17 protein-coding genes are annotated in these 22,505 nt (G+C 66.3%); 8 read left to right on the top strand and 9 right to left on the bottom strand.

The features are described from left to right. Window positions 1–7: 7 nt before the first annotated feature. The 5 genes from ACODRZ_RS00485 to ACODRZ_RS00465 are packed head-to-tail and all read left to right on the top strand — an operon-like array spanning window position 8 to window position 6,480. The gene (locus ACODRZ_RS00485) at window positions 8–2,623 is read left to right on the top strand and encodes a DUF1592 domain-containing protein (protein WP_488986157.1); all 2,616 of its coding nucleotides are present in this window, start codon (window positions 8–10) and stop codon (window positions 2,621–2,623) included. Continuing rightward, window positions 2,620–3,957, top strand: coding sequence for a DUF1552 domain-containing protein (locus ACODRZ_RS00480; RefSeq protein ID WP_488969060.1), 1,338 nt, complete (start codon window positions 2,620–2,622; stop codon window positions 3,955–3,957). The genes ACODRZ_RS00485 and ACODRZ_RS00480 overlap by 4 nt, the downstream gene beginning before the upstream one ends. Continuing rightward, window positions 3,950–5,278 carry an ankyrin repeat domain-containing protein gene (locus ACODRZ_RS00475; RefSeq protein WP_488969059.1) on the top strand — a complete coding sequence of 443 codons (1,329 nt, stop codon included), beginning with the start codon at window positions 3,950–3,952 and terminating at the stop codon, window positions 5,276–5,278. The genes ACODRZ_RS00480 and ACODRZ_RS00475 overlap by 8 nt, the downstream gene beginning before the upstream one ends. A 31-nt stretch (window positions 5,279–5,309) precedes the next feature. Further along, entirely contained in the window at window positions 5,310–5,786 is a 477-nt protein-coding gene (locus ACODRZ_RS00470; RefSeq protein WP_488969058.1) for a c-type cytochrome, read from the top strand. A 7-nt stretch (window positions 5,787–5,793) separates the two neighbouring features. Further along, entirely contained in the window at window positions 5,794–6,480 is a 687-nt protein-coding gene (locus tag ACODRZ_RS00465; RefSeq protein ID WP_488969057.1) for a cytochrome b/b6 domain-containing protein, read from the top strand. A 22-nt stretch (window positions 6,481–6,502) separates the two neighbouring features. Here the strand turns inward: ACODRZ_RS00465 and ACODRZ_RS00460 are convergent, their stop codons facing one another. The 4 genes from ACODRZ_RS00460 to ACODRZ_RS00445 form a co-directional block, all read right to left on the bottom strand. Next, complete coding sequence (locus tag ACODRZ_RS00460; protein WP_488969056.1) at window positions 6,503–7,627, bottom strand: purine nucleoside permease; 1,125 nt, start codon at window positions 7,625–7,627, stop codon at window positions 6,503–6,505. A gap of 64 nt (window positions 7,628–7,691) precedes the next feature. Next, complete coding sequence (locus ACODRZ_RS00455) at window positions 7,692–10,151, bottom strand: TonB-dependent siderophore receptor (protein WP_488969055.1); 2,460 nt, start codon at window positions 10,149–10,151, stop codon at window positions 7,692–7,694. 145 nt (window positions 10,152–10,296) lie between these two features. Continuing rightward, the gene (locus ACODRZ_RS00450; protein WP_488969054.1) at window positions 10,297–11,832 is read right to left on the bottom strand and encodes an adenosine deaminase family protein; all 1,536 of its coding nucleotides are present in this window, start codon (window positions 11,830–11,832) and stop codon (window positions 10,297–10,299) included. After that, on the bottom strand, window positions 11,829–12,938 hold the full coding sequence (locus tag ACODRZ_RS00445; protein ID WP_488969053.1) for a purine nucleoside permease: 1,110 nt from the start codon (window positions 12,936–12,938) through the stop codon (window positions 11,829–11,831). The genes ACODRZ_RS00450 and ACODRZ_RS00445 overlap by 4 nt, the downstream gene beginning before the upstream one ends. A 292-nt stretch (window positions 12,939–13,230) precedes the next feature. Between ACODRZ_RS00445 and ACODRZ_RS00440 the strand changes: the two genes are divergently transcribed. The 3 genes from ACODRZ_RS00440 to ACODRZ_RS00430 all read left to right on the top strand — a co-directional run bounded on the left by ACODRZ_RS00440 (window position 13,231) and on the right by ACODRZ_RS00430 (window position 15,360). Further along, window positions 13,231–14,160 carry a LysR family transcriptional regulator gene (locus tag ACODRZ_RS00440; protein ID WP_488969052.1) on the top strand — a complete coding sequence of 310 codons (930 nt, stop codon included), beginning with the start codon at window positions 13,231–13,233 and terminating at the stop codon, window positions 14,158–14,160. Window positions 14,161–14,245: 85 nt separating this feature from the next. Further along, complete coding sequence (locus ACODRZ_RS00435) at window positions 14,246–14,779, top strand: phosphoribosyltransferase (protein WP_488969051.1); 534 nt, start codon at window positions 14,246–14,248, stop codon at window positions 14,777–14,779. 2 nt (window positions 14,780–14,781) lie between these two features. Then, a complete protein-coding gene (locus ACODRZ_RS00430) occupies window positions 14,782–15,360 on the top strand; it encodes an LOG family protein (RefSeq protein ID WP_008832237.1) in 579 nt (192 codons plus the stop codon). A 211-nt stretch (window positions 15,361–15,571) separates the two neighbouring features. Here the strand turns inward: ACODRZ_RS00430 and ACODRZ_RS00425 are convergent, their stop codons facing one another. The 5 genes from ACODRZ_RS00425 to xdhA are packed head-to-tail and all read right to left on the bottom strand — an operon-like array spanning window position 15,572 to window position 22,505. Then, complete coding sequence (locus ACODRZ_RS00425) at window positions 15,572–16,582, bottom strand: adenosine deaminase (RefSeq protein ID WP_488969050.1); 1,011 nt, start codon at window positions 16,580–16,582, stop codon at window positions 15,572–15,574. After that, complete coding sequence (guaD, locus tag ACODRZ_RS00420; protein WP_488969049.1) at window positions 16,579–17,868, bottom strand: guanine deaminase; 1,290 nt, start codon at window positions 17,866–17,868, stop codon at window positions 16,579–16,581. Before guaD ends, ACODRZ_RS00425 begins: the two co-directional genes overlap by 4 nt. Next, window positions 17,868–18,791, bottom strand: coding sequence for a xanthine dehydrogenase accessory protein XdhC (xdhC, locus tag ACODRZ_RS00415; RefSeq protein WP_488969048.1), 924 nt, complete (start codon window positions 18,789–18,791; stop codon window positions 17,868–17,870). The genes guaD and xdhC overlap by 1 nt, the downstream gene beginning before the upstream one ends. After that, entirely contained in the window at window positions 18,788–21,094 is a 2,307-nt protein-coding gene (xdhB, locus tag ACODRZ_RS00410; RefSeq protein WP_488969047.1) for a xanthine dehydrogenase molybdopterin binding subunit, read from the bottom strand. Before xdhB ends, xdhC begins: the two co-directional genes overlap by 4 nt. After that, window positions 21,087–22,505 (bottom strand): xanthine dehydrogenase small subunit, encoded by a 1,419-nt coding sequence (gene xdhA, locus ACODRZ_RS00405; RefSeq protein ID WP_488969046.1) that lies wholly within the window; start codon window positions 22,503–22,505, stop codon window positions 21,087–21,089. The genes xdhB and xdhA overlap by 8 nt, the downstream gene beginning before the upstream one ends.

Genomic DNA, 22,505 nt, shown 5'->3' with positions numbered 1-22,505 from the left:
ACATTCGATGAGCCTCTTCGGGCGACACAACCTTGGCAGGACGACGCTTGCGCTAAGCGCGCTCGTGTCCGCCGTCACGGTCTACGCGGCATCACGAGACGATACCCCCACCTTCGCCGCAATGACGCCGCAGCAGGCCGCCGATTTCGTCGAACCGATGCTGGGCGAATACTGCTCGCGCTGCCACAACGACATCGACATGATCGCCGATCTCTCGGTGGAGGATCTCAAGGCCGACGACATCCGCACCGGCAAACACGTCGACGAGTGGGAAAAGATCCTGCGCCGCGTCGCCGCCGGGGAAATGCCCCCGCACGGCAAGACCCAGCCCTCGGCGCAGATGCGCGCCGCCTTCGTGAACTGGCTCGACACCTCGCGCGCGGGCTACCTCGCCGCCAATCCCGATCCCGGCCGAGGGACGATCCGCCGCCTCAACCGCATGGAATACGCCAACGCGGTGCGCGATCTGCTGGCGCTCGACGTCGATTTCAGCCGTGAACTGCCTGCCGACAACTCCGGCTTCGGCTTCGACAACATCGCCGACGTCCTCTCCGTCTCGCCCACGCTGATGGAGCGCTATGTCGCCGTCGCGGGCAAGGTCGGCCGCATGGCCACCGGCCTCACCTCACGGCGCGAGGTGGTAACGACATGGCAGGTGCCCAAGGACGGCTCGGTCCAGAACTCGGGCGTGCCGGGCTACAACGAACGCGCGGGCGCGAACCTCCCACTCGCCTCGCGCGGCGGCTACGCCCAGCACTACTACGCGCGCTACGACGGCCAGTACGACGTTTCGGCATGGCTCAACGCCAACACCAACAACGAAACCGACCGGCTGGCCGAGGACAAGTTCACCGCCCGCGTGCCGATGACGGCGGGCTCGCACCTCGTCGCGCTGTCGTTCCGCCGCACCTTCGCACCTTCCGAGGCGGTGCAGGTACTGCGCAACGATACCGACAAGGTGCCGCTCCCGCTCGACAAGCCCAAGATGCTGCCGCTCGACGTCTGGGTGGACGGCAAGCTGGCGAAGACGCTCAGCGTCCCCAGCTACCGCATGAACCAGCGCTACTCGCAGCAGAACTTCCCGCGCGACGTGCTGCAGGTCGATGTCGCCGGGCCGTTCGATGCCGCCGGCGTGCCAGACACCGCCAGCCGCCGCGCCGTGTTCCTCTGCCGTCCGAAAAAGGCGAGCGAGGAACAGGCCTGCGCCACGAAGATCATCACCTCCCTCGCCCGCCGCGCATGGCGCCGCCCGGTCGGCGGGTTCGACGTGGCCCCGCTGCAGCGCATCTATGCCGAGGAGCGCAAGGCCTCGGACTTCGAGCATGGCATCGAAGCCGCGCTGGAAGCGGTGCTGGTGTCGCCGGAGTTCCTCTTCGTGGTGGAGCGCGATCCGCAAGGCGCGATGCCCGGCAGCGTCAACCGAGTCTCCGATCTCGAACTGGCAACGCGCCTGTCGCTGTTCCTGTGGAGTTCGATCCCCGACGAGCGCCTGCTGGCCCTTGCCGAACAGAGCAAGCTGAGCCAGCCCACCGTGCTGAATGCCGAGATCGCCCGCATGCTCGCTGATCCGCGTGCAAAGGCGCTGACGACGAATTTCGCCGGGCAATGGCTCTACTTGCGCAACCTCGAGCAGCAGCGCCCCGATACCGAGGTGTTCCCCAAGTTCGACGTGCGCCTGAAATCCGCGATGGCAACCGAGACGGAAATGTTCTTCGCGGACGTCCTTCGCAACGACCGCCCGGTGCTGGACTTCATCACCGCCGACGACACCTTCCTCAACCAGCGCCTTGCCGAGCACTACGGCATCCCCGGCGTCTCCGGCCCCGCCTTCCGCCGCGTGGCGCTGCGCCCCGAATGGCATCGCGGCGGGCTACTGGGGCAGGCGAGCATCCTTACCGTCACATCCTACGGCAACCACACCAGCGTGGTGAAGCGCGGCAAGTGGATCCTCGACAACATGCTCGCCGCCGCGCCGCCCCCGCCGCCGCCCGACGTGCCCGCGCTCAAGACCAGCCACGACGGCCGCCTGCTCACCGCACGCCAGCAGCTTGAACTGCACCGCGCGAACCCGACTTGCGCCGCCTGCCATGTGAAGATGGACCCGATGGGCTTCAGCCTCGAGAACTTCGATGCCGTTGGCCAGTGGCGCACGGTCGATGCAGGCCAGCCCATCGACACTGTCGCGACGATGCCGGACGGCTTCAGGTTCGACGGGCTGACCGGGCTCCAGCAGGTCCTGATGGACCACAAGGACGAGTTCACCCGCGCCTTCACCGAACGACTGATGACTTACGCGCTGGCCCGGGGTCTCTCCGCCAACGATATGCCCACGGTGCGCGCCATCGCCTCAGGCGCGGCGGCGGACCAGTACCGCATCCAGACCATCGTGCGTGGGATCGCGCAGAGCCCCGCCTTCACCCTGCGCCGCATGCCGCAGCCGTTCAAGGCGGCCTATGGCCAGACCCCGCGCCTGCCCCTTCGACAAGCTCAGGGTGAGCGGGGTTGGGGCTATGTCTCTGGCAAAAGCGCTCTCAATTCCGCTCAGGCTGAGCTTGTCGAAGCACCGTCGGCAAGGCCCGCCGCCCTGTCTCTGATCGCCACTCCCCGGAAGGCCATGAAATGAGAGTGATCCGCCCCGCCCTCTCGCGCCGCACCGTGCTGCGCGGTGCCGGTGCCGCCATGGCGCTGCCCTTCCTCGAAGCGATGATGCCCAGCGCCAAAGCCGCCGATCTCGGCGCAAGGCCCAAGCGGCTCCAGGTGTTCTACTCCCCCAACGGCATGACCATGCCGGACTTCGTGCCGACCACGACCGGTGCGAATTACATCCTGCCGTCATCGCTCCAGCCGCTTGCCCCCCATCGCGACCAGATCGCGGTCATCACCGGTCTTGGCCATCCGCAGGCCGCTGCGATGGGCGACAGGCCCGCCGGGCACGGCCGCTCCTGCCCCGCGTTCCTCACCGGCGCCCATGCCAAGCAGACCGAGGGGCCGGACATCCGCGCAGGGATATCGATGGATCAGGTTTTCGCGCAGCACCTGGGCGATGCCACCCCGCTCGCCTCGCTGGAACTTGGCATCGACACCGCCAGCCTGCTCGGATCGTGCGACATCAACTATTCCTGCGCCTACACCAACGGCATCTCGTGGCTCACTCCCACGGTGCCGCTGCCGGTCGAGGCGAACCCGCGCGCGGTGTTCGAGCGGCTGTTCGGCGATGGCGACACCGACGAGGCAGGCCGCCTCGCCCAGCTGCGCCGCCAGTCCTCGATCCTCGACTTCGTGATGGACGACACCCGCCGCCTCTCGGGGCTGCTGGGCATGGAGGACAAGCGCAAGCTCGACGAATACCTCGACGCCACCCGCGCCATCGAGAAGCGCATCCAGCGCAGCGCCGCTTCGCCCGCCACCACACAGGCTGCCGGCCTGCAGCAACCCGCAGGCATCCCTGACGACTTCGCCGAGCACGTGAAGCTGATGATCGACCTGCAGGTACTGGCCATGCAGGCGGACATCACCCGCGTCGGCACCTTCATGATCGGGCGCGAGCTGTCGAACCGCACGTATCCCGAGATCGGCGTGCCGGATTCGCACCACATGCTCAGCCACCACGGCAACAACCCGGACAAGATGGCGCAGCTGGCGAAGATCAACCGCTACCACATGGAATTCTTCGCCTATTACCTGCAGAAGATGAAGGACACAGCCGACGGCGATGCCTCGCTGCTGAACCGCACGCTGGTGATCCGCGGCTCCGCCTTCGGTGATTCCAACGAGCACGACTACATGGACCTGCCAGTGATCGTCGCGGGTGGACTGGTGAAGGGCGGGCGGCACACGAAGGTGGAAAAGGGCACGACGATGTCCAACCTGATGCTCGCCGGCCTGCATGCTCTGGACGTACCCGCCGCGAAGTTCGGAGACAGCACCGCCCCGCTGGGAGCATTGACCGATGCGTGAAGTTGTGGCGCTGCTGACCGGCGCGGCACTTCTCGCGCCGGGTGCCCCTGCCCATGCGGACACACTGGCCGATGCTCTGACTACGGCGGATCCCATCGCCGTCAAGGCCGCGCTCGAAGCCGGCGGTGACGCGAATGCCCCGCTGATGTACGGCGAAAGCGCCCTCGCCCGCGCCATCGAGACGCAGGACCCGGCGCTGGTCGCCGTGCTGCTCGACCATGGCGCCAAGCCCGACGTCGCGGATTCCGAGGGTCTCACCCCCCTGTCGCTCGCCTGCGAGCGCGGCAGTACGGCCATCGTCGGACAACTGCTCGACGCCCGCGCCAACGTGCGCAAGGCTGGACCCGACGGCAGCACGCCGCTGGCGGTCTGCGCAAGGTTCTCTTCCGCAGAGGCGGTCACTCGCATGCTGGCGAAGGGTGCGAAGGCCGACCCATCCGATACCCGCGGGCAGACGCCGCTGATGTGGGCGGCCTCCGCCGGCAATGCCGAGGCCATCGTGGCGCTTCTCAAGGCCGGAGCGAAAGCGAACCGGGTCACCGCCGCCGGCTTCACCCCGCTGTTCTTCGCCATCGCCAGCGGATCGGGCGCTGCCACCCGCGCCCTGCTCGATGCGGGAGCGGATGCCGCCCATTGCGGCCCGGAAAACACCAGCGCACTTCAACTGGCGCTTTATTGGAAGAACTGGCGCGCGGCGGAAATGCTCGCCGGATCGGGCTTCGACCTTGCCGAGCGGGACCGCAACGGCGAACAGCCGCTTCACGTCGCCGCCATGGGCGGAGACACGGCGCTCGTCGATGCCTTGCTGGCAAAGGGCGCGGACGTGAACGGGCTCACCGGTCCATCCCGCATCACGTGGGTGACCGAAGCAAATTTCGGCATGGCCCCCGCGCCGGTCCCGCCGACCCCGCCGCTGCTGCTGGCCGCCCAGGCCGGTCAGGTCGCGGTGATGAAACGGCTGGTGGAGCGGGGCGCGGACCCCCGCTTCGTCGCACAGAACGGCGTGAACGTCGTGCTCGCCGCCGCCTCGGGACGCAGTGCCGCCGCGCTGGAGGAGGCACTTGCCCTGGCGCCCGACGCCAATGTCGGCGACGCGAGGGGCACCACGCCGCTCCACCTGGTGATCGGCGGAGGAATGCACGAGGAACTTGGCGCCATGCTCCGGGTATTGGCGGCGCACGGCGCGAGGCCCGATCGCGCCAATGGCAAGGGCACGACCCCGGCGCAGATGGCCGAGGGCGGTCTTGCGACGGTAAAAGCAGTCTACGATCAAGTCTTTGGCCAAAAGGCCGCGCCTGTGTTAGCCACCAATCGTCCTTGAATCCCAACAACCCGATCAGGATCGACACACCATGACGCTTTCCAAGAAGCTTTCGCTTGCCGTCCTCGGCATGTCCGCCGCCGTGGTCGCCGTGACAGGTACGATGGCCGTTGCCGCCTCGCCCGCCCAGACCGCCATCGCAACGCGCCAGGCCAATTTCAAGAAGATGGGCGGCGCGATGAAAGTGTTGAAGGACCAGCTCGCCAGCGGATCCATCGACAAGGCGCAGGCCGTCGCCGCGGCCAAGACGCTGGCCGCCACCGGCCGCGCACAAGCCGGGCTGTTCCCCAACGGCTCGGGTGCTTCGGCAGGCGTGAAGACCGAAGCCCTGCCCGCGATCTGGACCAACCGCGCCGCCTTCGACGGTGCGATGAAGGCCTACATCGCGCAGGCCGACAAGCTGGTCGCCGTGGCGGGCACCGGCAACGCCGCCGCCATCGGCGCGCAGTTCAAGGCCGTGGGCGGCACCTGCGGCTCTTGCCACAAGCAGTTCCGCGCCGACGACTGAGGCATAGATGACCCGCTCCACCACACCCGTCTGGGACCCGACCGTTCGCCTGTTCCACTGGCTGCTGGTCGCGCTCATCGCCTTTTCGTGGTGGAGCGGGGAACAGCATGATCTCGAACGCCACCGCCTGTCGGGCTACGGCATCCTCGCGCTGCTGGTTTTCCGCGTCTACTGGGGTTTCTTTGGCCCACGCACCGCGCGGTTCTCCAGCTTCGTGCGTGGGCCGAGCGCGGTCGCAGCCTATTTCAAGGGCCTTGGCCACCGGACGGCCAGCCATGCCGACGGGCACAATCCGCTCGGCGGATGGAGCGTCATCGCCATGCTGCTGGCGGTCGGCGCAATGGTGATAGCGGGCCTGTTCTCCAGCGACATCGACATGCTCTACGATGGGCCGCTGGCGACTTACGTGTCGTTCGACCAGTCCTCGGCCGCCTCGGACCTGCACTCTACGATCTTCAACGTGATCCTGGCACTCGTGGCGCTTCACGTGGTGGCAGTGGTGTTCTACCTCGCGTGGAAGCGGCAGAACCTCGTCCGGCCGATGGTGACCGGCAAGCGCCCGGTCGCACACGACGAAGACGCTGCCGACCTGCACTGGTCGCCGGTCAAGGCGCTCATCGGCATCGCAATCGCGGTAGCCTTCGCATGGGCCGTATCGACCGGCTTCCAGTTCGGCAACGCGCCCGCCTACTGAGCGGGCGCGCCTGACCTGCGCTTCAGGGCGTCGCGTCCTTGTAGCGATCCCAGTTGCCGAGCAGTTCGTCGACCACCTTTGAACCCACGGTGTAGAGGTTCTCCACCGCCGCCTCGAGCCCCGCATAACCCTCGTTCTCGCGCAGCAGGTAAGTCGCCGCATCGACGCCCGGCGGGGGCATCGTGAAGTTGGAACCGGCACGCACCACCAGCACGCGGTCGCGGTCGACGCGGCCGATGTTGTCGAGATAGGTCACTGCCTGCATGACGCCGGTATCCTCCATCGCGGACGTCACGAACTCGCCCTTGCCGCCGCTCCAGTAGCGGACCCAGTCGTTCGCCCAGTCGGTCAGCTTCTCCCCGTGCCAGAAGGTCATCGCGGAAAGCGTGTCCCCTTCCAGCACGAATGGGGCTTCCTGCGCGTGAGGGTAATCCACGAACTTCGCGCGCTCCGCAGCGATCGCGGGCGTGTCCGGCAGTTCGATGTTCTTCGTCAGGTCATAAGCCCATTTTTCCAGCGAGGGACTGACCTCGAAGATTTCGCCGCCCGAGGGGTCCGGCTTGCCCTTCATGTCGTTGGGGCCTTTGGTGTTCCGCGCGAAATATCCGGTCTTCCAGTCGGCAGGGATTTCGCGCGCGTCGATCTCGTGCGCAAGGTCGCCGTCCACGACGTAGCGCGCCCAGGCCACCGAGCCGATCGAGGCGTCCTCGGGATCGATGCCCGCGATACCGGCGACCAGCCAGTAGGAATGGTCCAGCGCGAAACGCTGGTCGAGCCCGAGCGCCATGATCGCCGACGTCGAGCGCGCAGTGCCCACGCCCGTCACCATGCCGAGCACCTGCGTCTCGGGATTGTAGTAGAGGTCGTGGAAGCCCTGCGGGAAGGGAATACGCTGGGTCAGCCCGCGACGGGTCTTCCAGAGCTGGAACTCGCCGGCGACATCGCCCTCGTCCTTGCCAATCTCGAACAGCGAGACGATCACCACCTTGACCGGCAGCGGATGATCGCAGGCCGCGCCGGGATCGCAGTCCGCCACGGCGGATGTCGTCGGTGCTGGAACAGGAGCCGAAACATCGGCGGCGAACGCCGGTGCGGCCGTGGCGAGAATGCCGCCCGCCAGGAGGGTCGCGAGCGTATGGGAGCGCATGGGAAACCTTTCAATCGAATCCGCAAGGGAGCGCCGGCCTTAGCCGACGCTCCCCCTCGGGGGATCAGAACTTGTAGGAAACCGTACCCTGGAAACTGCGCGGCAGTTCCGGCAGCACGATGGTCGATCCGAACAGTTCGGTGAAGTTTGCGCGGAAGTACTTCTTGTCCGTCACGTTCTTGACCACCGCACGGAACAGCCACGGGCCGGTCTCGTAAGTAAGCCCCGCGTCGAATTTGGTGTATGCCGGGAGCTTGACCGCCTGCGACTGGCCCGAATAGACCGAGTCCACCGAAACCATGCTGCCCGACAGCGCAAGGCCGTTGTCGAACGCATAAGTCGCGGTCAGCGAGTACAGGTTGGTCGGGATGCCCGCACGGCGCGCATCGCTCTTCGAGGTGATCGGAACCAGACCGATCGGCTGGCCGCCGAGGTAAAGCGCCGGGTTCGAGACGTTGACCAGATCCTCGATGCCGAAGAAGCTGAACAGCGTACCGTCCTGCAGCGCGGTCAGGTTATAGACCTTGGTACGGGTATAGCCGCCGGTGATGAGCAGGTGGTCGTCCACCGCCCAGCGCATCTCGGCCTCCAGGCCCTTGGTCTCGACCGCCTGGTTCACGGTGATCGACTGCGAGGAGTAATCCGTGCGCTTCTGCTTGTAGACCGAAACCGCCGCGTAGAGGCGATCATCGAGCCAGCTGCCCTTCACCCCGCCTTCGTAGAGCTTCGAGGCCGATATCCAGGTGCCGGCCTGCAGGTTGGCCGGGTCAAGCTCTGCGCCCTGCCCGACGATCACGACCGACTGGCGTGCGGCGGTGACGTAGGGAATGATGCCGAAGGGAAGCTTGTAGTTGGCGCTTGCCGACCACGACCATGCACCCTTGGTATCCTTGGCCCCCGCAAAGCCCGGGTCCTCTTCCATCTTGGCGATGTTGTAGTTGGAGACGCCCTTGATCCGGTCGTAGCGCGCGCCCAGCGTGATATCGAGGCCGAACTTGAAATCGAGATCGACGAGGCCGGCAAAGGCAAGGTCGGTGTAGTGGCCCGAGACGTAGCTGGTGTAGTCGCAGTCGCATTCGGTCGACAGCAGGCGGTCGCTGGCTGGCGTATAGCCCACGCTCAGGTCGACACGGTGGAAGTATTCGTAGTTGAAGTCCTCGCCGTGCTTGAAGTGCGTGTAGCGGATCGAGGGCGAGAGCTGGAAGGCGAACTTACCAACGTCGTTCTCGATCGTCTTCGAGATGACGATCTTGTCCTCGAAGACGTAAGAGTCATGGAATTGCGAGAAGCCGTAGGCGTTCTCGTTCATGTTCTCGTAGCTGTCGTAAAACGCCTGGTTCTTGATCTCGATGTCGCCGGGGCCGGTCCAGATGAGGTCGGCGTAGAACGTGGTCCCGTTGTTGTCGAGGCGATCGTTCTTGCCGGTCAGGGTCTTGCGACGGCTAAGTTTGGTCGTACCCACGTTCTGCAGGTTGAGGATCGTATTAGGATTGATCGTGCCGTCTTCGGGATTGGTGAAGCAGGCGTCCGTGATCGAACTAGCGAAGACGCCGCCACCGCAGGCGAAACCGCCGAAGATCGACAGGCCACCCGGCAAGGCCTCGTTGATTTCCTGCTGCGACATCTGGCCGTCACCATTCGTGTCGAGCGAGATCGCCGAGCCGGTGATGTACGTGCCGTTGTCCACCAGGTCCTGCGTCAGGCGGTTCCAGCCACCATTCTGCTGACCGCGATAGCGCTGGTACATGCCGCCGAACTCAAGGCGCAGGCTGGGCGTGAGGTCAGTGTCGAAAGCGCCCTGCAGGATCGTCTGCTTGGTCGACATGTTCTCGTAGTAGCTGCCGGAATCCTCGACCTCGGCGTAGAGGCTGTACCCGAATTCCTGCGTACCGATCTTGCCGGGACCGCGTACTTCGGCCTGCATGTCGGCCTTGTTCCAGCTGCCACCGGTGAAAGAGATCTTGCCTTCCGGGCTGGACATGTACGACCCGCCCTGCACGCGGGCGGACTTGGGGACGAAGTTCATGTAGCCGCCGGTCTTCGACGGGCCGTAGATCGGCGAGGCCGGACCGCGCACGATGTCGATACGCTCGGACGCGGCGATCGGGGTCGGGTAGTTGCCGGGGTTGTCGAGACGGCGCATGCCGCGGAAGTAGACTTCGCCCGGAGTGCCGCGAATGTCGAGCGCACCGCCGACGCCGAAGAACGAGTTGGTGAACGTTCCCGGCGACTGCGCGACGAGATCGTAGATGTCTGTGATGCCGAAGCGTTCCATCTGCTCGGCGCTGATGGTGGAAACCGAGCGCGGCGTCTCGGTCACGGTCTTGTCGAAGCCGAAGACGGAACCGACACCCTCGATCGGCAGAGCGCCCAGCGAACCGGTGACGACAATGTCCTTGCCGTCCTCGCTGGTTTCATCGGCGGCCGCCTGCGCGAAAGCCGGTGTCGTCAGTGCAGTGCAACAAAGCAGCGCGCTCGCGGCCAATACTGTCTTGCGCGCAGTGAAACGGATCATATCCCTCATGGTATGCCCCCTTGATCCGACGGGACCGGTCCCAGCCGCCCGCCGTGTGCTGTTGTGTCCCTCCTCTCCCGCACTTCCTCGTGCAGTTCCCTTTTCCGGTGCGCCGTTGCTTCGACGGCAAGCATCCGTGATCGCGGCGGAGAACTCAGTCCCCCGCCACGCCCTGTTTGCCCTTGAACCGGTCGAGCGAGCGCTCGAACCGATCGAAGTTCATTTCCAGCCGCACTTGCAGCGTGGCTTTCTCGTTCTTTGCGAGAAATGCCTTGCAGGACCCGGCCGCGAAATCCGTCGCGCACGGCGCGACCGCGTGACCATAGCGGCGATCCACCCACAGGCTCGCGCCCGGTGCGAAGGAATATTCCAGGCTGTTGCGCGCCAGTTCCTTGAGGTCGGCGTAGTGCAGCCCCTGTTGCTGCACCGCCCGGACATGCTCGTTGGTCATGTCGGAACGCAGTACGCCCTCGTCGTCGGTCGAAAGCATTACCGGCACACCCATCGAGCGGTAGAGGTGCAACGGATGGACGCCGCCCTCCACGCCAAGGATCACGGCGTTGCTGGTGAGGTTGATCTCCACCCCGATGCCTTCCCGCGCCATGCGGGCAAGGGTTTCCGGGGCGTTGACTTCATAGGCAATGTCGACGCCGTGGCCGATGCGTTTGGCGCCCGAGGCGACGGCCTTGCCGATATGGTCCTCGAGATCCTTGGGCGGCACCAGTCCGAGCGCCAGTTCGCCAGCATGCATGGTGACGTTGACCCTGGGATACTTCGCCTCGAGGAAGCGGAACATCGCCATGTGCAGGTCGTAGTCGCGCAGGGCGACCGGATCGTCCTCGGGCATGACGATGTTGACGCCGACGAAGCGCGGGTCCTTGTCCGCCAGCACGAAGCCCGCGAGCATCGAGCGCCACACGACCTGCGGCGGCAATCCGCGCATGGCCGAGTAGATGTAGTGCATCGCGACGCCGCAGCCCGGATCGGCCGCCTTCGTGCCGCAGCCGAGGCGCTTATTCGCGAAGGCTTCCTCCTCGTCCACTTCCGCGATAGCCGGCGCGACCAACGCCTGAGCCGCCGGAAGGTCGCGCTTGTAGGCGGCGGCGATGCCGTCGACGTCGAGCGGAACATCGGGCGCGGACAGCATGAATGGCGTCGTGCTGTCCGGATTGTGCATCAGTTCGACGTAGACGAGGTTGTTGCGGCCTGCGCTGGCGAAGGCGTCGGCCAGCCAGCGCGCGTCCTCGCCATCCGCCGCAGGACCGAACTTGCGGAAGCTGGAGAAGAACTGGTTGTGGCCGGAAACCAGCGCCGGACCGATGCCCTTCTGGAAACCGCGCGTCGAGATCGCGTCGATCAGTTTCGCATAAGTGAACGGGTCCTTCTCGGCCATCGGGCCGATCTGGAGTTCGGCGGGACACGGCCCCGGCACGATGCGGGTGATCCCCTCGTCCGCGCACATGCCCTTGGCGGCGGCGACTTTGAGGAAGTCCTCCGCATAGACCGAGCCGCCGAGGTGGTTGTGCAGATCGCCGCCCTTGGGCATCGCCTGCAGGAACACGCGCAGCCGACCGGCATTGCTCGCCATTTCGTCGAGCATGGCAGACGCCGCCGCCTCGTCCGCATGCGCGGCCGGAGCCGCGAGAGGCAAGGCCAGCGTCGTCAGCAGGGTGGAAACGAGGCGCCTCACGGTACGGGGGCCTTCGGCACGGTAGCCTCGTACTTGTCCCAGTGCTTGAGCAGTTCGTGCACGACCGGCGCGCCGACGAGGTAATTCGCCTCGAACGCGGCCTTCTGGCCTGCGCCTTCGTTGGCGACGCTCTCGACCGCCGAGACGCCCGGAGGCGGCATCGAGGGGTTGGAGCCGGTGCGCAGCACCATGACGCGGTTCGCATCGACCAGACCATTCTTGGCCGCGATCAGGATCGAGCCCTGCTGGATCTGGCTTTCCATGTTGGTCATGGCGAAGCGGCCCTTGCCGCCGGTCCACAGCTTGACCCAGTCGCGCGCCCACTGCGTGCGGCTCGGGCCGTGCCAGTAGCGCAGGCCGCCCAAGGTCTCGCCCATCAGCACGAACGGCGGCTTCTGGGCATTGGGCCAGCCCTTCCAGCGTGCGCGGTCGGCCTGAAGCTCGGGCGAGTCCGGGATCTTCACATCCTTGCTTAGCTCATAGGCCCAATAGGCGAGGCCCTGGTTAAGCTCGGCCGACATCGCCAGCTTACGGGTATCGGTGAAGCCCGCGAAGTCCTGGGTGGCTCCGGGCAGAGTGTTCGGCTTGTCGGCGCCGATCGCGAACAGGCCATAAGGCCAGTCCTTTGGCACTTCGCGGTCGTCGAACTCGCGCAGCTTGTCGCCGTCGACCACCCAGCGCGACCACGCCGCGCTGCCGACCGAGGCGAGCTGCGGATCGACGCCGGAGATGCCGGTGAACAGCCAGTACGTCTTCGTGAAATCGAAGCGCGGGTCCATCAGCAGCGCGGTCAGCTGGTCGGACACGCTGCCGATCATCGTGTCCGGGCTGCCCCAGACCATGCCATAGAGCCCGTCCGCATTGCGGCGCAGCGGGTGAAGCGTGCCCTTGACCGGGATCACCTCGTCCAGATGCTCGCGCTCGGCCCAGGCCTGGAATTCGCCTGGGGCATCGCCCTTGTCCTCGCCCGGCTCGAAGGTGGCGACGACGATGACCTTCACCGGAATCGGCGTGACCTTGGGAATTTCCGGCAGCGCAGGCTCCGCCGCTGCCGCAGCGACGGGCGCAAGCAGGCCCGCTGCTGCAGCAAGCGCCAGCGCACGCAAGGAAGCCCTCAAGGGGCGGCCGGATCGATAAGCAATCATTGTAACTAGAACCCCGAGAACGGGGGGCGCACCCGCGCAGGTTCGGTGGATTCACCCGGCACCGGCGCGCCCCCTTACCAAAAGTGCGGCTCCGGCGACCGACGATCCCCCTGTAGGGAGAGGATCGGGAAATCGCGTTCGTCGGATCGCACCTTCCGGTATTGCTAGCGGTGGTACGGCACAGGAGATAGTGCTAGCAAACGCAATGAATCCCACGGTCCGTTGCAAAAATTAGAGCAGGTCTAAAGTCGCCATGCCCGCCTTTTCCCGTTTTCTGCGCTATTTCATGGTCGTCGGCCGCCACGGTTCGATCCGCAAGGCCGCCGACGAACTCAATGTCTCGGCCTCGGCCATCGCCCGCCAGATCCTCAACGTCGAGGCGGAGATCGGCACACCTCTGTTCGAGCGCCTGCCCACCGGCCTGCGCCTGACGGCGGCGGGAGAGATCATGATGGCGGCGGGCAACCGCTGGCAGAAGAACATGCAGGACATCCGCGCGCAGATAGAGGACTTGCGCGGGCTCAAACGCGGTCACGTGGAGATGGCGGTGATCGAGGCTTTGGCGAAAGGGCACATCCCCGCCGCCATCCGCACCATCAACGAGCGCTACCCCGGCATCACCGTGGACGTTAAAGTGCTGGAGAACGACCAGGTCCGCAAGGCCGTGGCCAACGGCGATGCCGACTTCGGCATCATGTTCGAGCCACAGAGCTACCGCGACCTCAACGTGCGTTCCTTCGTCGAAGTCGTGCTCGGTTTCGTGACGCCCGCCAACCATCCGCTCGGCCAGCAGGGCGAGGCGCGCTTCACGGCCTGCACCGGCCTGCCGCTGATCCTGCCTTCCGAACCGCTCGCAGTGAGCCAGCAGATTGCCGTTCTCGAAGGCGCGACCGGCATGGAGATGGACCGCAAGGCTACGTCCGACAACATCCAGATGATCACCTCGCTGGTGCAGGAAGGCCTGGGCATCGGCATCCTCTCCTCACTGGACGTGATTACCGAAGTCCAGGCCGGACAGCTCGCCTTTACCCGCATTTCAGACGCCATGCTCAGGCCGATGACGCTGGCGCTCTGCACCAACTCGGCGCGCACACCCTCCTACGCCGCAGGGATCGTGCTGAGCGAGATCGAGAACGGGTTCTCGAAGCTCAGCTATCTCGAATCGATGCGGCCCGGCGGGTAAAACGGGCCGACAGGCGATTGCCCTGACAGCAGGCAGGCGATATTCGCGGAACTTTCCCGACATCGCCGGACAGGATTCGCTCCGCATGAGCCAGACCGAAGAACCCCAACTGCATTACCTCGAATACTACGAGGACTTCCTCGCCAAGGTCCGCGTGCTTTCGCGCAAGATCGCGGGCGGCGAATGGCAGCCCGAATTCATCATCGGCGTCGGCCGCGGCGGCCTCGTGCCGGCGGTCTACATCTCGCACCAGCTGGAAGTGCCGATGCTGTCGATCGACCACTCGGCCAAGGTTCCCGGCTTCGCCGACGAACTGCTGGGCAAGGTCGCCGGGATGACCGCCGAGGGCAAGCGCCTGCTCTTCGTCGACGACATCAACGACAGCGGCGGCACCATCGAGTACATCCGCAACCTACTGGGCGACAATGGCTGCGACGCCGAAAACCTGCGCTTCGCGGTGCTGATCAACAACACCCGCTCCAAGGCGGTCGCCGAACTCTACGTCGATGCCATCGACCGTGACGAGGACAAGCGTTGGTTCGTGTTCCCGTGGGAATCGGTCGGCACCAAGGACGCCATCGTCGAGGAAGCACGCTCGGTTCCCGAGAGGCTTGGCTGATCATGCGGATCTGCGTCTATCTCGGCTCCTCGGCGGGCGTTAATCCCCTCTACCGCGAGGCTGCGCACCAATTCGGCACGCTGCTGGCCAAGCGCGGCATCGGCCTCGTCTACGGCGGCGGCATGGTCGGCCTGATGGGCGTGGTCGCGGACGCGGCCTGCGCGGCGGGCGGCGAAGTCATCGGCGTCATCCCCGAGGCCCTGCGCGCGCGCGAGCACGACCACCAGGGCATCACCGAGCTTCACGTCGTCAAGACCATGCACGAACGCAAGGCGATGATGGCCAACCTCTCGGACGGTTTCGTCACCCTGCCCGGCGGCATCGGCACGTTCGAGGAAATGTTCGAAGCCTGGTGCTGGACGCAGCTCGGCTATCACAACAAGCCGGTGGGCCTGCTCGACGTCAACGGGTTCTACTCGGGGCTGGGCCAGTTCATCGACAACGTGGTGGAAGAAGGCTTCCTCCAGCCGCGCCACCGCGCGATGCTGATCGTCGAGAAGGACCCCGAGGCGATGATCGACCGTATCGTCAACTTCGTCCCGCCTGAAAACGAGCACTGGCTCGGAGCGCAGGACGTTTGAGGTCAGCGGCGGGCCGAGAAATTCGGCCCGCCCCGTAACCCTGGCGTCACCCTGAACTTGTTTCAGGGTCCATAGTGCCTCACCATCCGCGCTTTCGGCTGCAAACCGCCAGCGCGGAGGCGAACTGATCCGATGGAATACGCTGCCCGATGGGCCCTGAAACAAGTTCAGGGTGACGATGCGTGGAGGGCAACGCATACCCCCTGACGGCTCACCCCGCCGCGTAAGCCTCCAACCGCTCGACATGCCGTGCGACGGCCTCGGGCGGCAGAAACGAGCCAGTGAAGCTGTTGCGCGCCAAGGTCACCAGATCGTCGCGAGAGAGCCCCCTCGCCTCTGCGACCGCCCGGTAATTGTCGGCCACGTAGCCGCCGAAATAGGCCGGATCGTCCGAATTCACCGTCGCCTTCAGCCCTTCCGCCAGCATCCGGTCGAGCGGATGGTCGGCAAGGTCCTTCACCACGCAGAGCTTGAGGTTCGACAGCGGACAGACCGTCAGCGTCATTCCCTCGGCCGCGAGGCGCGACACCAGCGCCGCGTCCTCCAGCGCGCGATTGCCGTGGTCGATGCGGTCGACGCCGAGCAGGTCGAGCGCCTCGTGAACGTAGGCGGGTGGACCTTCCTCTCCCGCATGGGCGGTGATCTTGAGGCCCTTTTCGCGCGCCGCCGCGAAGACGCGGGCGAACTTGGCGGGCGGATGACCGACTTCCGAACTGTCGAGCCCGACCGCCGTGATCCGCTCCAGCCAGGGCTCGGCCATCTCCAAGGTCGCAAACGCGGCCTCTTCCGGCAAGTGCCGCAGAAACGAGAGGATCAGCTGCGAGGTCAGGCCGAATTCTGCTTCGGCGGCGGCCATCGCGGACAGCATCCCCTCGATCACCTCGGCAAAGGGGATGCCCCGGTCGGTGTGGGTCTGGGGATCGAACATGATCTCCGCATGGACCACCCCGTCCGACGCCGCGCGCGTGAAGTAAGCCATCGCGAGGTCGTGGAAATCGGCGCGGGTCCGCAGCACGTCGGCGCCCGCGTAGTAGATGTCGAGGAAGTCCTGCAGGTTCGAGAAATCGTAGGCGGCCCGCACCTCCTCCACCGAGGCGTATGGGATGGCGACGCCGTTACGCTGCGCCAGCGCGAACATCAGTTCGGGCTCGAGGCTACCTTCGATGTGGAGATGCAGTTCGGCCTTGGGCAGGCCGGCGATAAACTGGGCAAGATCGGTCATGGTGTCCTTTTGTACGCGCATTCGCCCAGTAGGTAAGTACGGGAAATGGCGCGCTCGTCGCCGAGGATCTGGAGTGCGAAAAGCCGCGTGGCAAGGTCCGCGCCCCCGTTTTCCCTGGCCGTGCGTCGCGCCATCAGCGGCGTGGCGGCGCTGTCGAGCACGACGAAGTCCGCCTCCTGCCCCACTTCCAGCGCGCCCACACGGTCGGCGATGTGCAGCAGCGAAGCGCTTCCCGCCGTGGCGAGATAGAGCGCACGGAACGGATCGAGCCGGTCCTCGCGGGCCAGCGCCGCCTGATAGGCGAACCCGGCGGTTCGCAGCATCGAGAACGACGTCCCCGCGCCAACGTCAGTGCCGAGGCCCAGCCGCAAGGCATGCCGGTCCGCCTGCCCGAAGTTGAAGTGCCCGGACCCCAGAAACAGGTTGGAGGACGGGCAGACCGCGACGCCCGCACCGCTCTCGTGCAGGCGGGTGCAGGCCCGGTCGGACAAGTGGATGCCGTGCGCGAAGACCGAACGCGAGGTGACGAGCCCGAAGCGGTCGTAAACGTCGAGGTAATCGGCGCTGTCCGGGAACCGCGCGGCGACGGCGGCGACTTCGTGGAGGTTCTCCGACAAGTGGGTGTGCATCAGCACGTCGGGATGCTCGGCCAGCAAGGCACCCGCGTCCGCAAGCTGCGCATCGCTGGAGGCGAGCGCGAAGCGCGGCGTCACCGCATAGCCCAATCGCCCGCGCCCCCGCCAGCGACGGATCAGCGCCTCGGTCTGCGCGCGGCCGGAGGCGACGGTGTCCTTCAGCCCCTCCGACCCGAGGTCCATCAGAACCTTGCCCGAGACGATCCGCATCCGCCGCTCCAGCGCGGCCTCGAACAGGGCATCGACCGACTGTTCGTGGACGGTGGGATAGACCAGCGCGCTGGTAGTGCCGTTGCGCAGCAGTTCATCGAGGAAAAACGCCGCGACGGCATCGGCGTGGGTCTTGTCGGCGAAAGCCTTCTCCGCCGGGAAGATGTGCTTGTCGAGCCAGTCGAGCAGTTGTTCCCCGTAGGACGCGATGCGGTCCGTCTGGGGGTAGTGGACGTGGGCGTCGATGAAACCGGGCACGACGAGGCCGGGAAGCACTTCGGGCTCGGGATACCTGTCGGCCAGCTCGGCGTAAGGGCCGCGCGCGATGACCACGCCGTCTTCGACGACGAGCAGACCATCGGGCTCGTGGCGCACGGCCTCGACCCAATCGCGTGGATCTTGCGCTACCGAAAGAATTTCGGCGCGGAAAACGCGGATCATCAATACCCTCTCAATTGCAGAAGCTGAGCGCAGACCGCGATGGCGATCACGTCCGGCTCCTTGCCGGTGACGCCGGGCACGCCGATCGGCGCGGTCAGGCGCTCCAGCGCCTGCGGGGAAATTCCATCGGCCGCGAGCCGCGAGCGGAAGCGGGCGATCTTGGTAGAAGAACCGATCAGGCCGACGAACGCCACCGGATCGATCCGGCCCAGCGCCGCCAATGTCAGGTGATAGTCCAGCGGATGATCGTGAGTCAGGATCAGCACTGCCGCATCGGCCGGGGCCTCGGCGACGCAGTGCGCGATCTCTTCCTCGGGCACCAGGGTCACGCCGTCGATATGCGCCTGCTCGGGCCGGGTGTCGAACCAGGCGAGCTGGAGCGGCAGGCCGGTCATGTGTCGGGCAATGGCCTGCCCGACATGGCCCGCGCCGAACAGGTAGACCGGACGCGGCCGCTCGCCCACCGGCTCGACGATCCGGGCGCCGACTTCCGGCTTGTCGCCCCGGGCGGACTGGCGGGTCGCCGTCTCGCGCTCGAACACGCGGCGCATCAGCGTAGCCTCGGCAAAACTGGTCGCCAGCATCCGCCCCGGTTCGGCATCGTGCAGCCAGTCGAGCGCATCCGTATCGAGATGCTCCACCAGCACGCGCACCCTGCCCCCGCAGCACTGTCCCAGCAGAGGGCCGAGGGGGTAATCCTGCACCCGCCACGTGCCCGGCGCATGATCGAGGATCGCGCGCGCCTGCTCCACCGCCCGGTATTCGAGCTGGCCACCGCCGATGGTGCCTTCCTGTCCCTGCGCGGTAACGAGCATCCGCGTGCCCGCGCCGCGCGGGGCCGATCCCTCGCTGGCGAGCACGGACACCATCGCGGTCGGGACCGTCCGGTCCAGCCGCCGCAACCAGCCGATCCACTGCGTCATGCCGAAAACGCCGCGATCGCCTTGAGGATACGCTCGGGCGTGCAGGGCGCGTCGAGTTGCGGCAGCGCGCGCTTGGCGGGTACGGTCGCAGCGACGGCGCGGTTCAGTGCCGAGAACACCGAGATCGCCAGCATGAACGGCGGCTCGCCCACCGCCTTGGAGCGGTTGATGGTCGGCTCGACGTTCTCGCCGTCCCACAAGGTCACGGTGAAATGCCTGGGGCGGTCGGAAGCGGTGGGGATCTTGTAGGTCGCGGGGCTGTGCGTCAGCAAGCGGCCCTTGCCGTCCCACACCAGTTCCTCGGTCGTCAGCCAGCCCTGCCCCTGGATGAAGCCACCCTCGATCTGGCCCTTGTCGATCACCGGGTTGAGCGAACGGCCGACGTCATGGATGATGTCGACCGCCAGCACCTTGTGCTCGCCGGTCAGGGTATCGACCACGACCTCGCTCACTGCGGCGCCATAGGCGAAGTAGTAAAACGGGCGCCCCTTGAAGACCGAGCGGTCGTACTCGATCCCCGGTGTCGCGTAGTATCCGGTGGAGGATAGCGACACGCGCCCGATGTGCGCCTTGCGCGCGACTTGCGCGAAATCCAGCGTCTCCGCGCCGACGATCACGCCGCCGGGGGTGAAGTGCACCTCCCCCTCATTCAGTCCGTAGGTACGGGCAAGGAATTCGGTCAGCCGGTCGCGGATCGTCATCGCCGCGTTGTGTGCCGCCATGCCGTTGAGATCCGCGCCCGAGCTTGCCGCCGTGGCGGACGTGTTGGGCACCTTGTCGGTACGGGTCGCGGTGATGCGGATGGTCTCCATCGGGACCGCGAAGACATCGGCCACGACCCGCGCGACCTTGGTGTAGAGCCCCTGCCCCATCTCGGTGCCCCCATGGTTCACCTGGATCGAGCCGTCGGCATAGACGTGGACGAGCGCACCCGCCTGGTTGAGATGGGTCGTGGTGAAGCTGATGCCGAACTTCACCGGTGTCAGCGCGATACCCTTCTTGAGCACCGGGTTGGCGGCGTTGAACGCCTCGACCGCCTTCGCCCGCTCGTCGTAGCGCGAGGTCTGGCGCAGCCGGGCGATGATTTGCGGTGCGACGTTGTCAGCTACCGTCATCGCGTAAGGGGTCGTCTCTCGCCTCGGCCCATAAAGGTTCAGCACCCGCACATCGAGCGGGTCACGGCCGAGCGCCATCGCCACGTCGTCGATCACCCGCTCGATCGCCAGCATGCCCTGCGGCCCGCCGAAGCCCCGGAAGGCGGTGGCCGAGACGGTGTTGGTCTTCAACCGCTCGGACATGACCTCGACGTCGGGCAGGAAGTAGCAGTTGTCCGAATGGAACATCGCACGGTCATTGATCGCGGGCGAGAGGTCCACTGTCGCCCCGCAGGCCGACGCGAGGTGCAGCGACAGCGCCAGCAGGCGACCCTCCCCGTCGAAGCCGACCTCGTAGGTCACTTCGAAGGGGTGACGCTTACCGGTCATGACCATGTCGTCGTCACGGTCGCAGCGGAACTTGGCGGGACGGCCGGTCTTGCTCGCCACCAGCGCGGCGGCGGCGGCGAACAGCGCAGCCTGCGTCTCCTTGCCCCCGAAGGCGCCGCCCATGCGCCGCACCTCGACCGTCACGTCGGCGGACGAAACGTGCAGCATGTGGGCGACGAGGTGCTGGACTTCGCTTGGATGCTGCGTGGAGCACAGGACATGGACCTGCCCATCCTCGCCCGGCGTCGCGACCGAGACCTGGCCTTCAAGGTAGAAGTGGTCCTGCCCGCCCATGGCGAAGCGACCCGAAAGGCGGTGCGGCGCTGCGTCCATCGCGGCAGAAGCATCGCCCCGTGCCATGCGCTGCGCGGGCTCGATGTGCGATCCGGCAGCCTGCGCATCGGCCACGGTCAAGGCGGCAGGAAGCGGTTCATATGCGATGCGGCCAAGCCGCGCGGCGATGCGGGCCGCGCGCTGGCTGGTCGCGGCGACGAGGAACACCGCCTGTCCATGGGTGATGACTTCCCCATCGGCGAGCAGCCGGTCGTCGCCCGCGACAGGGCTGACGTCGTTCGCGCCGGGAATGTCGGCGGCAGTATAGACTGCGACGACGCCGGGAGACGCGCGGACCTCGGACAGATCCATCGAGACGATGCGCGCCCGAGCCTCGCTCGACTGGCCGAAGGCGAGGTGCAGCATGTCAACCGGCTCGGTCAGGTCGTCCGCATAGCGCGCCTCGCCCGCAACATGGAGGCGCGCGCTGTCGTGCGGATGCGAGGGCTTGGGCAGCACCTTCCAGGCGGGATCACGCTCAGCCATCGACCGCCTCCAGCACGCAAGTCGCCACGCCTTGCGAACGCAGCCAGAGGCGGCGCAGCAGGTTCGCGGCCGCCTCTATGCGATAGGTGGAGGAACCGCGCACGTCGGTCAGCGGTTCGAAATCCACCTTCAGCGCCTCGACAGCGGCCGTTATCGTGGTTTCCGCGAAGGACTGGCCGATCAGGGCCGCCTCACACCCGGCGGCCCGCTTCGGGGTTGCCGCCATGCCGCCGAACGCGACGCGCGCCTCACGGATCACACCCGCCTCGACGCGCAACGCGAAGGCACCGCAGACAGCCGAGATGTCGCTGTCGAACCGGCGCGAGAGCTTGGAGATCAGCACCACCGCATCCCTCGGAGGACGCGGGATATGGATGGATTCGACGAACTCGCCGGGCTGCCTGTCCTGCTTGCCGTAAGCGACGAAATAGTCCTCCAGCGGCATCGTCCGGCGCCCCGTCGCACTCTGCAGGGTCAACCGAGCCCCCAGCGCGATGAGCGCCGGCGGGCCGTCCCCGATCGGCGACCCATTGGCGATGTTGCCGCCCACGGTCCCCGCGTTGCGCACCTGCAGCCCGCCGATGCGGCGCACCAGTTCGCCAAGGTCCGGGTGCAGCCGCGCCATCGCTGCATGCGCATCGGCATAGCGCACGCCCGCGCCGAGGGTCAGCGCGTCATCAGTCTCTTCGATCTTTGCGAGTTCGGCGATGCCGCCGAGGAAGATCACGGTGCCAAGGTCGCGAAGGCCCTTCGTCACCCACAAGCCGACGTCCGTAGCTCCTGCGACCATGCGGGCGTCGGGATGCTCTGCCAGCAGCGCAGCCAGTTCATCGCAGGAGCGCGGCGCGAACCAACGGCGGCCCTGCCCCTCTCCCGAAGTGCTGCCCTCCAGACCCTTGAGAGCGGCGACCACCGCAGTGTCATCCTGCCCGAAAGGAGCTGCGCCCTCGCCCGCCTCTATGATCGGACCATAGCCGGTGCAGCGGCACAAGTTGCCCGCGATCACGTCCTCGACGGGCAGATCGCAACCGCGCGCACCGATGGTGCGGCCATGCAGCGACATGACGAACCCCGGCGTGCAGAAGCCGCATTGGGAGCTGCCGTTGCAGGCCATCGTCTCCTGCAACGCATTGAGCGCGCCATCGGCGTCCTTGAGGCTCTCCACGGTCATTACCGCCTTGCCGTCCAGCATCGGCAGGAACTGGATGCAGGAATTGACCGCGCGCCATGCGATGCCCTGTCCCTCCAGCGAACCGACCAGCACCGTGCAGGACCCGCAATCACCTTCGGCGCAGCCCTCCTTGGTGCCAGTACGACGCATGGAGTAGCGCAAGTGATCGAGCACGGACGCGGTCGGATCGACCGCGTCCAGTTCGACCACTTCGCCATCGAGAAGGAAACGCACCGTCAT

It is taken from the genome of Novosphingobium sp. FG90, assembly GCF_057808725.1.
The sequence above is the reverse complement of the archived record's forward strand: the minus strand, read 5'-3'. Positions and strand labels throughout refer to the sequence as shown.